Annotated in this window: 15 protein-coding genes and 2 pseudogenes; 8 read left to right on the top strand and 9 right to left on the bottom strand. The window is 57.3% G+C overall.

Features of this window, described 5'->3' with window-relative positions:
• Positions 1–51: 51 nt before the first annotated feature.
• Positions 52–807, top strand: a complete 756-nt coding sequence (locus tag GGD46_RS20395) for a TetR/AcrR family transcriptional regulator (protein WP_313206320.1) — start codon at positions 52–54, stop codon at positions 805–807.
• A gap of 98 nt (positions 808–905) precedes the next feature.
• Here the strand turns inward: GGD46_RS20395 and GGD46_RS20400 are convergent.
• Both GGD46_RS20400 and GGD46_RS20405 read right to left on the bottom strand, forming a co-directional pair.
• A protein-coding gene (locus GGD46_RS20400; protein WP_184707243.1) for an IS3 family transposase occupies positions 906–2,068 on the bottom strand; the annotation gives its coding sequence in 2 pieces (ribosomal slippage) (positions 906–1,810 and positions 1,810–2,068; 1,164 coding nt in all).
• Between the two features lie 62 nt (positions 2,069–2,130).
• The gene (locus tag GGD46_RS20405; RefSeq protein ID WP_210325656.1) at positions 2,131–2,757 is read right to left on the bottom strand and encodes a TetR/AcrR family transcriptional regulator; all 627 of its coding nucleotides are present in this window, start codon (positions 2,755–2,757) and stop codon (positions 2,131–2,133) included.
• An 89-nt stretch (positions 2,758–2,846) separates the two neighbouring features.
• On the opposite strand from GGD46_RS20405, the gene GGD46_RS20410 reads away from it, so the two are divergent.
• Positions 2,847–3,530: a DAPG hydrolase family protein gene (locus tag GGD46_RS20410; RefSeq protein ID WP_210325657.1), complete on the top strand. Its 684-nt coding sequence runs from the start codon at positions 2,847–2,849 to the stop codon at positions 3,528–3,530.
• A gap of 197 nt (positions 3,531–3,727) precedes the next feature.
• On the opposite strand, the pseudogene GGD46_RS33840 reads toward GGD46_RS20410, so the two are convergent.
• Positions 3,728–3,862, bottom strand: a pseudogene (locus tag GGD46_RS33840) (IS6 family transposase); the annotation flags it as partial.
• Between the two features lie 234 nt (positions 3,863–4,096).
• On the opposite strand from GGD46_RS33840, the gene GGD46_RS20415 reads away from it, so the two are divergent.
• Positions 4,097–4,483, top strand: coding sequence for a DUF3224 domain-containing protein (locus tag GGD46_RS20415; RefSeq protein WP_184707245.1), 387 nt, complete (start codon positions 4,097–4,099; stop codon positions 4,481–4,483).
• A gap of 91 nt (positions 4,484–4,574) precedes the next feature.
• On the opposite strand, the pseudogene GGD46_RS34500 reads toward GGD46_RS20415, so the two are convergent.
• Positions 4,575–4,720: pseudogene (locus tag GGD46_RS34500) on the bottom strand (transposase); the annotation flags it as partial.
• Complete coding sequence (locus GGD46_RS20425) at positions 4,716–4,886, bottom strand: hypothetical protein (protein WP_246806422.1); 171 nt, start codon at positions 4,884–4,886, stop codon at positions 4,716–4,718. The gene GGD46_RS20425 and the pseudogene GGD46_RS34500, both read right to left, overlap by 5 nt.
• A gap of 57 nt (positions 4,887–4,943) precedes the next feature.
• On the opposite strand from GGD46_RS20425, the gene GGD46_RS20430 reads away from it, so the two are divergent.
• The 5 genes from GGD46_RS20430 to GGD46_RS20450 all read left to right on the top strand — a co-directional run bounded on the left by GGD46_RS20430 (position 4,944) and on the right by GGD46_RS20450 (position 7,616).
• Entirely contained in the window at positions 4,944–5,645 is a 702-nt protein-coding gene (locus tag GGD46_RS20430) for an IS6 family transposase (protein WP_184707398.1), read from the top strand.
• Between the two features lie 241 nt (positions 5,646–5,886).
• Positions 5,887–6,207 carry a multidrug efflux SMR transporter gene (locus tag GGD46_RS20435; protein ID WP_184707247.1) on the top strand — a complete coding sequence of 107 codons (321 nt, stop codon included), beginning with the start codon at positions 5,887–5,889 and terminating at the stop codon, positions 6,205–6,207.
• Between the two features lie 56 nt (positions 6,208–6,263).
• A complete protein-coding gene (locus tag GGD46_RS20440; protein WP_184707401.1) occupies positions 6,264–6,623 on the top strand; it encodes a DMT family transporter in 360 nt (119 codons plus the stop codon).
• A gap of 5 nt (positions 6,624–6,628) precedes the next feature.
• Positions 6,629–7,117, top strand: a complete 489-nt coding sequence (locus GGD46_RS20445) for a nucleoside deaminase (protein ID WP_210325658.1) — start codon at positions 6,629–6,631, stop codon at positions 7,115–7,117.
• A gap of 88 nt (positions 7,118–7,205) precedes the next feature.
• On the top strand, positions 7,206–7,616 hold the full coding sequence (locus tag GGD46_RS20450) for a MarR family winged helix-turn-helix transcriptional regulator (protein WP_184707405.1): 411 nt from the start codon (positions 7,206–7,208) through the stop codon (positions 7,614–7,616).
• A gap of 44 nt (positions 7,617–7,660) precedes the next feature.
• Here the strand turns inward: GGD46_RS20450 and GGD46_RS20455 are convergent, their stop codons facing one another.
• The 4 genes from GGD46_RS20455 to GGD46_RS20470 all read right to left on the bottom strand — a co-directional run bounded on the left by GGD46_RS20455 (position 7,661) and on the right by GGD46_RS20470 (position 12,160).
• Positions 7,661–8,983: an amidase gene (locus tag GGD46_RS20455; protein WP_184707249.1), complete on the bottom strand. Its 1,323-nt coding sequence runs from the start codon at positions 8,981–8,983 to the stop codon at positions 7,661–7,663.
• Between the two features lie 231 nt (positions 8,984–9,214).
• Entirely contained in the window at positions 9,215–9,958 is a 744-nt protein-coding gene (locus GGD46_RS20460) for an amino acid ABC transporter ATP-binding protein (protein WP_281414690.1), read from the bottom strand.
• 22 nt (positions 9,959–9,980) lie between these two features.
• On the bottom strand, positions 9,981–11,114 hold the full coding sequence (locus GGD46_RS20465; RefSeq protein ID WP_184707251.1) for an amino acid ABC transporter permease: 1,134 nt from the start codon (positions 11,112–11,114) through the stop codon (positions 9,981–9,983).
• Positions 11,115–11,305: 191 nt separating this feature from the next.
• Positions 11,306–12,160, bottom strand: coding sequence for an ABC transporter substrate-binding protein (locus GGD46_RS20470; RefSeq protein WP_210325659.1), 855 nt, complete (start codon positions 12,158–12,160; stop codon positions 11,306–11,308).
• Between the last annotated feature and the right edge of the window lie 440 nt (positions 12,161–12,600).

Raw genomic sequence — 12,600 nt, forward strand, 5'->3', positions numbered from 1 at the left:
GCCGCAAACGGTTCACAACCTTGCTTGCAGCGATCATCTGAGGGGAGCTTGGTGGCAATTGCCCCTGACATCGTGTATCTCCTATGCACTGCACAGTGCAGTGCCAAATTACACTGCACAGTGCAGTGCAGTCAACAGGAGAAGATTGCCTTGGCAGATCCGCGTTCTGTGAAGACCGTTTCCCCGACCAAGACCGCCACTCGTGCGGCGATGCCCAAGCGGGACGCGATTCTGGAAGCAGCGATGCGTGTGTTCCTCGCTCACGGTTATGAGGGCGCGAGCATGGACCTTGTGGCCAAGGAGTCCGGCGCCGCCAGGCGAACGGTCTACAATCAGTTTGAGAGCAAGGAGGCGTTGTTTTCGGCGGCCGTCGAGCGTGTTTGGCGGGACTTTCCGGTGGTTGAGATTGCCGCCGACGTGGAGGCATTGCGCGATCCCGCCATCGGTCTCCGCCGGCTCGGCAAGGCTGTGGTCGATTTCTGGGAGCCTCCCGTTGCGGTCGCATTCCTTCGCATGGTCATCAGTGAGGGTGCGCGCTTTCCTGACCTGCCGCGCAATTTCTTCGAGGCAGGGAAAGCGCCGGCCATGCGTGCTCTTATCAGCTATCTGAAACAGATCCACGAGCACGGGGCGCTCGACATCCCCGATGCGGAGCTTGCCGCACGTCAGTTTCTCGGCCTGCTCAACGAGCCCTTGCTTTGGCTGCGTGTGGTAGGCGTTGGAGAACCGCCCTCTAAAGCCGAACGCCAGCGCGTCGTCGAGGAAGCCGTCATGATGATGATGGCGCGATATAGCTCAAGCGGTTGAGCCTGATCAGAGTCCCGGTCCCCTCTGCCACCCGGATAGAGCTGGCTCGGTTTGTCTGAACAGTTTCGGGCGTTTCGCTAAGTGGATTTCCGCCTCGATTATGCCGCCACCATCATTGGCGTCAGCGCGTTGAAGTAGGCCTGATCCGGCGTCCGCCGGTCAAGGGATGAATGTGGGCGTCGGCTATTGTAAAAGGTCAGATACCGACCAATGCCAGCGCGGGCTTCGGACACAGTCTTGTAGGCATGGAGATAGACCTCCTCGTATTTGATCGACCGCCAGAGCCGTTCGACGAACACGTTGTCCCGCCACGCACCCTTGCCATCCATCGAGATGGCAATCTCAGCCTTCTTCAGCACGGCGGTGAAGTCGATGGAGGTGAACTGCGATCCCTGGTCGGTGTTGTCGCGACGATGCAAGCATCGCGCTGAGATTTCGGGTTTGCCGTAACGCGCAAGTGCCTCGTCGACCGCCTCGATACAGAAGTCCGCCTCCATCGTGATTGACAATCGCCACGACAGAACACATCGGCTGAACCAGTCCACGACAGCGCAAAGATAGACGAAGCCTCGCGCCATGGGGATATAGGTCAAATCCATGGCCCAGACCTGGTTGGGCCTTGTAACCGCCAGCTTGCGCAGGAGATAAGGGTAAAATTTGTGCCCTGGCGCGGGTTTAGAGGTATTCGGGCGACGATAGATCGCCTCGATGCCCATCTTCTTCATCAGCGTGGCGACGTGCAGCCGCCCGGCATTCAACCCTTCTCCTCTCAAAAGCCCCTGCAACATTCGACTTCCGGCAAAAGGGTAGTCGAGATGCAGTTCGTCGATCCGGCGCATCAAAGCCAGATCGCCGTCTGACACTGGACGTGGAGAATAGTAGACGCTGCCACGGCTGAAGCCGAGAAGCTTCGCCTGACGTGCGACCGACAGTTTGTGTGAGCGGTCGATCATTTCTTCCCGCCCAGCAATCCCGCCTTGCCGAGCGCTCCTGATAAAAAATCGTTCTCCAGTGTCAGTTCGCCGATCTTGGCGTGCAGTGTTTTGACATCGACGGTCGGACCCGCCGGTTCCGCCTTCGCTTCATCACCGAAAACGCCTGTCGCTCCCTCAAGGAGCTGGTCTTTCCATTGTTTGATCTGGTTGGCATGCACATCGAACTGCTGGGACAATTCCACCAGCGTCTGTTCGCCTCTGATCGCGGCGAGCGCCACCTTTGCCTTGAAAGCCGGGCTGTGGTTCCGGCGCGGTCGTCTCGTCATGGTATCTCCTGTTCCCGGCATCTAAGCCGAAGTCAGGCAGAAATTCCACTTATCCCCGCTGTTCAAATTTCCCGAGCCAGCTCTGCCATGATCGGGGCGAAAAGCTCTAAACACTCCTTGACCCGTCGATCCACCTCTTTGTCTGAAAACTTATATGGTTGCTCCAGTCCCAATGCAGCTCGTCGAAGGGGCTCACCGATTAGCCAAGCAAGCATTGCGCGGGCCACCGTCTCCAACTTTGCCGGTTCCAGCTTGCATTCAGCCTGCAAACACACGACAAGAGAGCGGACGCCTTGCTCGATCCCGTTCTCGCCATAGACATGTCCAAGCTGCGCCCGCGCTTCGGGGTCCGAGACGATCATCCGGAAAAGCGACACCGCGTCGCGCGATAGGGCGACCCTGTGAATGCGTGTGAGTAGGCTTGGGATTGCAGTAACGCGAGGTTCGCCTTGCAACTGCTGGGCCGAATAGCTTTCGGTCCATGAGGCTACGATTTCGCCGACGAGTTCCTCTCGGTTTGAGACCAGAGAATAGATCGTCTTCTTCGCAAAGCCCCCAGCTTTTGCTACCGCATCGATGGAAAATCGCGCGAAGCCTCCGTCAAGCAAGACTTCCGTAGCCACACCGACGAGATGGGCTCTCAGAGCCGCTCTATCTTGAGCAGGACGTCCTCGCGCTCTCTTTTCCAATCAAACCACTCCTTGACCCAAGTCTACGACGGGTCTAGCACTTCCATTTAGGAAACGATAGTCGTTTCCTAAATGGAAGGAAGTAGGTTTTGGAAATCGATCTCGAAGTCGCGTTGCCTAAAGCACTATTGCGCTCTCATCCGATCCCACTGGAAATGGGGGTGGAACGCCTCGCTTCAGGAACACTTGTCGTCGCCTGCCGCACGGTCATGCACGGGTGCACCGGCCAGATGTTTGACTGGTGGTTCAAGTATTTTGAGACCGAAGAGCACCTTCTCTGGTGGCACCCTAACGATCACAAGCGCCACTTCGGATGGGACGAGAACTGGAAGAAGGGTAAGAACTACATCGGAGCGACGATCCGCGCTGCGGAATCGCTCGGCGAAATCCCCCCGGTGGTGGCGACGATCAAGTTCCTTGAGCCGAACGATTACTTCGGACAGGTAGCGCTCACCGAAGCGCTGGACCGACGCGATGTCTCTTCCGTGGTTTATGCTGGCATCGGCTTTGGTGACAGGGTCGTTCTCGATCCTGCTGGCGTTCCCATCACTGGCCGGATGATGCATGTTACGAGAGATACACCGGACGGGCTGGTGTTGCGGAGCAGGTTCGCGCTTGGTCTTGATGCCGCCCAAACGGGGCACGAGGTGCCGGATGAGATCGGCCTTGGCCTTATGAGGCATTGCCACTCGGAATTCAGCTACCTGGCGAAGGTGCTTCCCTCGCTCTATTACGGTGACACGGCCAATCAGCGACCGGCCGACAATTGGTAAGCAAGTCGGCATCGAGCCCGTGAATCTAGGCGGCTCAAGGAGCCGCCTTCAGTATATCGGGCAACTAACCCTCAGAGCCCTTTGACGTATCCATGCCAATACGGATAATCTGATCCACGGACGGCTCCTTCGTTTGAGATCGTTAACAGCTCACTCTGGCACATTTCGATGCCGTTCGGGGGCCGTCCAACCCAACACTTGTCGCCGAGCCTGCCCACCGATCGCTTGCGGATATCATTGGCGAAATGTCCGCCGAATTTCTCCGCCCATTCCGAGACGGTCTGGAATGAGATGTTGATGCCGCGCTCCGCCAACATATCCTCGATGTCACGGAAACAGCCTCGGTCAAGGCCGTTCTCAACGCAGCGAGCAACAGCTGATGAGATCAAAAGCGCACGATCCCCCGTTTGCCAAAGGCGGCGCTACCGAGACATCCTCTAAATCGCGCAGGTGCCGATCGTCGCCTGAGTATCCCCAATCAGGAACTATGGACCGACGTGCCCACGCCGTTATTGAAGAGCAGGGATCAGGGTGGTAAAGCGATTGCAATCGACGCGGAGAATATCATGAAGAACGAAGCGACAGGCACTTTTGACGTGAAACTCGCGCCGGTCGGCGGTGGTGAAGGCCCGATTGGAAGCATGTCGATCAACAAGACCTTTCACGGCGATCTGCAAGGCACCAGCGTCGGCCAAATGCTTGCGTTCCGCAGCAGCGTTGAGGGCTCGGCCGGCTATGTCGCGATGGAACGCGTAACTGCCAGCCTCAACGGTCGGCAGGGTACTTTCACCCTCCAGCATAGTGGGCTGATGGATAAAGGCGCGCAATCGCTGACGGTCGCCGTCGTGCCGGACTCCGCTACGGAAGGACTGACGGGGCTGGCGGGGACTATGAACATCGTAGTCACCTCGGGGCAGCACGATTATCAGTTCCGCTACACGTTGCCGGATTAAGCGATCGCGAGCCACCTCAGCAAAGACAAGGGGACATGTTGCACCCAAGAGGGCGCGGGACGCGAAGATGCGTAGGATTCCGACGCCGTCATTTGCAAGCGTCAGTCAGGCTGGCGAACCGGGCCCAATTCCGACCACCTTCATCATGGCCATCAAACAGCGCATTGCGGCGTTTATGGCCAGGCGGTGGATGGTTTTTTCCACCAAGTTAGAGTCGATATCGACGCATCCGTCATCCTGTGGTTCGTCGACGGAATTCCGCCGTGCCCTGCATGATCTTGTCCAAAAGAGCATCTATCGCCCAGAAACGCTCCTGATAATCAAATGTCACCGCACGGCTTTCGATGTCTTCTATGGTGCCGAGGCGCTGATGATAAAGCTTCGCCAGTTTGGGATAACCCATGGGCTCCGGGCATCGTCAACTTAACGAAGCGTGGATTTGAATGTGGGATGCTCGGCCATGACAGACCGAGATCCTCTTTACTGCCGCCATCGTTTTCCAGCCGAAATCATCGCCCACGCCGTGTGGCTGTATTACCGGTTTCCGCTCAGCCTGCGTATGGTCGAGGACATGCTGGCGGCGCGGGGGATCATCGTTTCACATCAAACGATCCGGCTGGGGGCAGAGAAGTTCGGCCGCACCTTCGCCAACCAGATCCGTCAACGTTCATGCGGCCAACTCGGCGATAAATGGCATCTCGACGAGGCCGTCATTTCGATCGGTGGCAAAAAGCACTGGCTGTGGCACGCCGTTGATCAGGACGGATTTGTGCTGGAAGTTCTCGTGCAAAGCCGCCGCAATGCCGGTGCAGCCAAGCGGCTGATGCGCAAGCTGCTGAAGAGCCAGGGCCGTGCGCCACGCGTAGTGGTGACGGACAAGCTCCGATCCTATGACGCCGCAAAACGAGAGATCATGCCGGGCATCGAGCATCGATCCCACAAAGGCCTTAACAATCGAGCGGAGAACTCCCATCAGCCCATCCGACGACGTGAGCGGATCATGAAGCGCTTCAAGTCACGGCGACAGTTGCAGCGTTTCGTCTCCATTCACGATCCGATTGCCAACCTCTTCCACATCCCTCGTCACGACATTTCCGCCAACCACCATCGCGAACTGCGCGCCGCAGCCATACACATGTGGGCGGAAATCGCCCGCACGTAATCGGCATGGCAAGCCGGGAGGCATCCCGTCGCCTAAACGACGTTAACTTTACAGTGCCCATGCGACCAATTTCGGGCATATAGTTATTTGTACATGCAAATAGATTGACACTCCGCGCGTCGGCATTATATTGCATGTACATACATGAAATAGTGAGAATGATGACGACCCTTAACATAGCTATCAGCCGATCCGTAGCCTCGGCTGTTACAGACCACCCCAGCAACGAAAGGACACCCTAATGAGCTGGCTCTATCTTGGCATCGCCGTGATCTTTGAGATCGCGGTGGCAATCAGCGCAGGCAATGCAAAAGGTTTCACGAAAATTGGCTGGACCATCGCCACCCTCTTCAGCGGCGCAATCGCCACCTACTTCCTGAGCCTTGCACTTCTCACCTTCGACGTTGGCGTCGGCTACGCCATCTGGACTTCCGTTGCAGGCGTCGGGATCGCCATTTTGGGCGCGCTGTTCTTCGGACAGAGACTGAACTGGAAAAAGGCGCTCGGTATAGCCCTCGTCATCGGTGGCGTCGTCGGCCTGCGGCTCAGCGGTGCAGCATAAGGCACCGCCCTCCCCCTCAATCCCATCTCACCTGAAAGGAAACCAAAGTGACAACCATGGACCACAAATCCCAAAGCGGCGGACGCGCATGGATCATGCTGCTGCTCGCCAGCGCCTTTGAAGTCGGCTACGCGCTCAGCGTCGGGGGCAGCCAAGCCTTCACCGTCTTGAGCTGGTCAGCCGCGGCGCTCATTTTCTTCCTGCTGACGCTCTATTTTCTAAGCTCGGCGCTGCGAACCATCGATGTCGGGATCGGCTATGCAGTATGGGCCGGCATCGGCTCGGTCGGCGCCGCCGTTCTCGGTAGCGTCCTGCTGCATCAACCCCTGACGCTCTATCAAGGTTTCTGGCTGGCGGTAATCATCGCCGGTGTCGTCTGGCTGAAGCTCGCCGATAGCGCAAAACTGAAGGGGTAAACCTGATGACCGCGGATGCTTTACCCCGCTACAAGCAACTCATGGAGGAGACCGTCGCCTTCTCCGTGGATCATGTCCACGACGGCGGTATTCCATTCACTGCTCTCGTCATCGATCAGGCTGGTGCGATCGTCGGACGTGGCGTCAATCGCGTCCGGGAACTTTACGATCCAACCGCCCATGCGGAAGTCGAGGCGATACGTGATGCTTGCCGTGCACATGGTGCAACCCATCTCCACGGTGCAACGCTACTGGCATCAGGCGAGCCTTGCGCGATGTGTTACATGAGCGCGCTCTATGCAGGTATCTCGCAAGTCTTCTTCTTCGCGGTCGACCGTGATGAGGCTGCAGCACAAGGCTTCGATTATCGCAGCACCTACAGTCTCTTCGCCAACGATCCGCAAACCTGGCGGTCGCCGATGGTAAGTAAACTCGCGGTCTCGGAGGGACTAGGCCCCTTTTTGGCGTTCCGCTCCGGGCCAAGCAGATCGTAACAGCGCGGACTCCCCTTGAGTCAGTGCTTGCATGGACATACATACGAAGGAAGTCCGGCTGACAAGTCAACAGGAGTCCGTGCCGATCATGTCAAAGCGAAGCGATTCATGGCTCAAGCTCATTCATGTGATAGCCAATATCGAAACTGACCTGGGAAAGGTCCTGCAGGACAAGCACGGGCTTGGCCTATCGGACTACAGGGCGATCGAGGTCTTGTCTCGTTCACCCAGTTGCGAGCTGCGGATGCAGGAACTGGCCTCGCATCTGCGCCTGAACCAAAGCTCGGTCTCGCGGATGGTGGAACGCTTGGAGCGGAGCGAGCTAACCGTCCGCGATCTTTGCCCGGACGACAAGCGCGGCGTTTACACGGTCTTGACCGACAAGGGACGCTTGCGCCTCGAAAGCGCGCAGCCTGACTATGAGGCGGCTTTGAAGGTTGCCCTCAAAGAGCATGGTTGCGAGGAGTTACTGGCCAGCAGATTCACGCAGATAAGCTAGGGAGCACCGGGCATTGGCGCGTGCAATGAAGGCGCCGATCCCTATCAAGGACCAATCGCAGCCAACAGCTTTTCGACACCTGCTGCCCAACCCAGAAGCCGTCGGTCCGATCCATTGCGCGCCATCAAGGTCAGTCCTGCTGGCAAGGAAAGTTGGGGCAAGGGAATCGAGATGGCAGTTAAGTCGAATTGATTTGCAATCTGCGTGTTTCTCAGGAGGAGAGCCTCCGTTTGCTCTGCAAAGGCTATGTCAGCAATGATATGGTCGATACGAGGCGCAAAGATTGGAGCCGTTGGCATCACGAGCGCATCGACGCATGTCAGACGATGATCCATTTCCGCGATCAATTCGCTACGCGTGCGCATCATCCGCAAATAGGCCCAGGCAGGAAAATTCAGCCGACGCCTCAATGGTTCGGAGACGCGCGGATTAACAGGCCCGATACCGGCCTGGAGCCAATCGGCATGAATTTCGGCCGCCTCAACAGAGGCAATGGACGCTTCGCTGGTCGCCGCACGCATCCGCTCGAGGACGTCATCGATATCGAATTCCGAAACCAACGCGCCATTCTTCCGCAACAGGTCCAGAGCATTTTCCAGGGCCGCCGCGATTTCGCCGTGAACATCACTCAGCAAGTATCCCTTTGGCACCCCTACTCGGATACCCTCCAAAGGAAGTGCAGTCACCGCATTTGCTATTTCCCCTGCCATGATAGCGTCCGCGTATGCGCACTCGGCAACTGAACGTGCAATCGGGCCAATAGAATCGAGCGACGGCGACAGCGGAAAGGCACCATCGCTTGGAATGCGTCGAGCCGTCGGTTTGAAACCGACAACGCCATTCAATGCCGCGGGAATGCGAACGGAGCCGCCAGTGTCCGACCCTATTGCTATATCGCTGGTACCTTCGGCCACGGACACGGCCGCACCAGAAGATGAACCTCCCGGAATAAGCTCCGGATTGCAGGCATTGGCGGCCGTACCGTAGTGTGGATTGACTCCAGTGGTGGTGAAACAGAATTCGTCGAGATTTGTTTTACCAAGGATAATGGCCCCGGCTCTCCGCAGGCGCTGGACCACCAAGGCATCCATTTGAGCAGGCTGAGCATCACGCCGGATAACCGAACCGGCCAGCGTAGGCTCGCCAGCGACGTCAAAAATATCCTTGATCGATATGATCGTACCGTCGAGAGGTCCCAAGAGCGCATTTGAGTGGCGACGGCGATCCGAAGCGTCGGCGGCAGCGCGCGCCTCCTTGTGATAGACCTTCAGGAACGTATGCTCGCTGCTGCTCCGATCCTCCAACAGCGCCAAAATCCGCTCTAACCGGCTGCGCGAAGTTGTCGTTGCATTCTGGTCATCAATCATAGAACTGGCTACTCCCACCGAGCGATACGCTCCTGCTCAGGCGCTCGCTGAGCCACTGGCCTGCGTTACAATATTACGGCAAGCTCTGTCTAAGCAGGCCGCTTAATACCCATACCGATCTTCATTCGATTCGCCCAACGCCATAGGACTGAAAGAATAGAGAATCTGGCCGGAGCGATGGACAACCATCACTCCGGCCAGAGCCAAGCTTGTGGTTCAAACCTGAATTCCCTACAGCCGTCCTGCCTCGATAATGCTCTGCAGGAAGCTGCGCGTGCGCTCCTCCTTCGGGTCGCCGAAAATCTGGGACGGAGGACCTTCCTCATGAACCTTGCCACCATAAAGGAAGCAGACCTTGCTCGCCACTTCGCGCGCAAATCCCATTTCATGTGTAGCGAGCAGCATGGTCATGCCCTCGGCCGCGAGATCGCGCACGATGTTCAATACCTCGGACACCAATTCGGGATCGAGCGCCGAGGTAATTTCGTCCAAAAGCAGCACCGATGGCCCCATCGCCAGCGCCCGCACGATGGCGACGCGCTGTTGCTGGCCGCCAGACAGCTGATCGGGATAGGCAGTCGCTCGATGTTCGAGGCCGATACGCTTCAGCAATGACAGGGCGCGGGCTTCGGCCTCCCCGCGCTTCTGACCCAGAACCTTGGTCGGCGCGAGCATGACATTCTCAACCACGCTCATATGCGGAAACAGATTATAGCTCTGGAACACGATGCCGACATCGCGCCGGAGCGCATTGACGTCGACACCAGGGCCGGACATGCGATCGCCATGGAAGCGGATCTCGCCATCCTGGATCTGCTCCAGTCCATTGAGGCAGCGCAGCAAGGTGGACTTACCGCAACCGGAAGGTCCGATCAGGCAGACGACTTGATGCTCGTCCACGTCGAGGTTCAGCCCGTCGAGTATCTTCACATGGCCATAGGATTTCGTCAGGTTGCGAATTTCGATCATCGCCATCGGTCGTACCTTTCCAGATCAGCTATGACTGCGTGCGGCGCTGCTCACGCTCGAGCAGCCTGTCCACGAAGCGGGCTTGCGGGATGGTGATCACGATGAAGAGCAGAGCTACCGTCGTTACCGGCGACAGATTAAAACTGTTGGCGCCGACGATACGTGCCTGATTGAATGCATCGATCGAGCCAATAACATTGACGAGCGCCGTATCCTTCTGCAGGCCGATGAAGTCGTTAAGCAGCGGCGGGATGATGCGCCGTACCGCCTGCGGCAGCACGACATAACGCAAGGTCTGCATGTAGGACAGGCCGAGAGATCGAGCCGCCGCAACCTGGCTGCGGTGAATACTGTCGATACCGGACCGGTAGACCTCGGCAACATAGGCACCATAAGTGAGGGTAAGCGCTATGATCGCATAGGATTCCGGCGACAGATCCTTCAGATAGGGCAGGCCCGTCAACGGGATGCCGAAGCCGATGAGATAGATATTGATGATCGCCGGCATGCCGCGAAACATATCCGTGTAAATGGTCGCGATCATACGCACTGGCCGACCGGCCTCGCCCGGCATCAGCCGGGCGATCGCGACGACCAAGCCCCAGATCAGCACCAGTACCTCTGCGAGCACGAATATATAGACGTTAACCCAGAAGGCTTTGAGCACGAGGCCGAAGGAGCTGAAGATCAATGGCAGCTGCACAAAGGTACGGCTGACGGCGAGATCGTTGGCCATCAGGAACTGTGCCCCGGCGAGCAGGAGCACAATGACAGCCCCGTAGCCTAACGTCGAAAAGGCGGACTCGCGTGATGCTGCGGCGGCGATCCGTGCGGCAATCAGGTCATTGCCGGCAAGAGCATTTTTGGCCATGGCTGATGCACGCCACGAATTGGTCGCCGGCCGCAGCAGCAGCAACATGACGAGACCGCACAACACCAACAAGGCGGCCGAGATGCTGCCACCGGCATCAAGTTCGGTCAGTGCTCCATAGATGTCGCGCAGAGTTTTCCAGCTAGCAAGCAGGATGAAGATGCTGACGATCAAGGCGGTCGCGGCCCAGTTCGTCGTGTCTTTCGGCGGTGCGCTGGCACTCCAGCTACGCCCGCCCTCATAAAGACCAAGCAGTGGTTTGGTCCCCGGTTTAGGGGTATTTTCGGACATCTCATGCCTCTGCTTTGAAGGCATTTTCCGGAATGGACTTGGTTTCTCGTTGGAAAATGCGTCAGAACAAATCTGGGCGAAGGTGCCGTTCCCCATTCCGTCCGATGTCGGAGAAATCCCGGCAAGATCAGGCAATTATGGGAACGACAGCACCGGATCGCCAGAGACGACGATCCGGTTCGATAGCCAGATCAGGGCTTGAGATAGGGGATTTGGGCCGGATCTGCACCCCAGGCATCGGCGAGATATTTCTTGGAGAGGCCGGCAAGGGTGCCGTCCTTCTTCATGTCTTCAATCATCTTGTTGAATGCAGTCTCGTTGGGTGATCCCTTGGGGTAGAGAGCACCATAGGATTCGCCCGTCGTGTACTGATAAGGCACTCCGATCATACCATGCGAATTGGTGGCGACCCCGAGCATAATCGAGGTGTCATGCAAGGCTGCATCGATCTGGTTGGACATCAGGGCCGTGGACAGCACGCCGGTATCGGAGAAAACCTTGACCTCCTTGGGCTTCAGCTTCTGATCGACAAAATTCGCGCCGGTGGTGCCCTGCATCACGCCGAAGCGCATGTCCTTCACCGTATCGGCCGTGTATTTCGTACCCTTCTTGACCGCTACGCCGATATCGGAGTCGAAATAGGGCGTCGAGAAATCAACCACCTTCTTGCGCTTGTCAGTGATGGAAATCTCAGCCAGCGCAATATCGAAATCCTTGGTCTGTGCGGCGACGAGCGCGTCAAAGGACACGTTGACGACCTTCACCTTGTCGAGGCCGGCGCGATAGGCCATGTTGACGGCCATGCAATATTCGTAACCGTCCTTCATTGCATCCGGTGAATCGCCATTCCACCAAGCTGGTGCCGGCAGCGTGGTCTGAACAGTCAGCTGCCCGGCAACTGCCGGCTTGATCGGATCAGATCCCTTGGTTCCCGTAATTTCACAATTCCCGATCTTTTCCGCCATGGCAGGAATTGCTGCGCCAAGCAGCACCGCACCACAGATCAGGCCGCCGACAATAGAGTGCTTTCCCACACGAGTTTTCATATCCAGCTTCTCCTCCCCTTATATTTTATCATTATCTCGCTGCCCCATGCAGAAACGGATTTTTCCGTCCTGTGGCGCTCGCGGTCCTCACAAAACATTTGTGACTCAGAGCTTTTGTAAACACAAGCACCGTTTGCAACGAGTTTATGACGGGCCAGTCTATTAAGTCGCGTCGGACTCTCCCGATTTGTTTTCAACGCCTCAGCTCCGTGCTGTTACAGCACACTTTCCTTACAACAGACTATCGGGCGCCCACGTCCAAAGCGCATAAAGATCTCGGCGCTCCGTATCCCAAAGAGATTTGGCCCCGCGATGATCTGGTTGACGATTGCAGAATGGACTTCCGGCCATTGGAACGATGTTTCGGCAACGCGAAGGAACGACCAGGGAGCAGTCTTCTGAGTGAGCGCGACGCCAGGAATCTGAGCAACAGATCAAGA

Origin of the sequence: Martinezella lusitana (genome assembly GCF_014207095.1) — a bacterium.
Taxonomy (GTDB): Bacteria; Pseudomonadota; Alphaproteobacteria; order Rhizobiales; family Rhizobiaceae; genus Rhizobium; species Rhizobium lusitanum_B.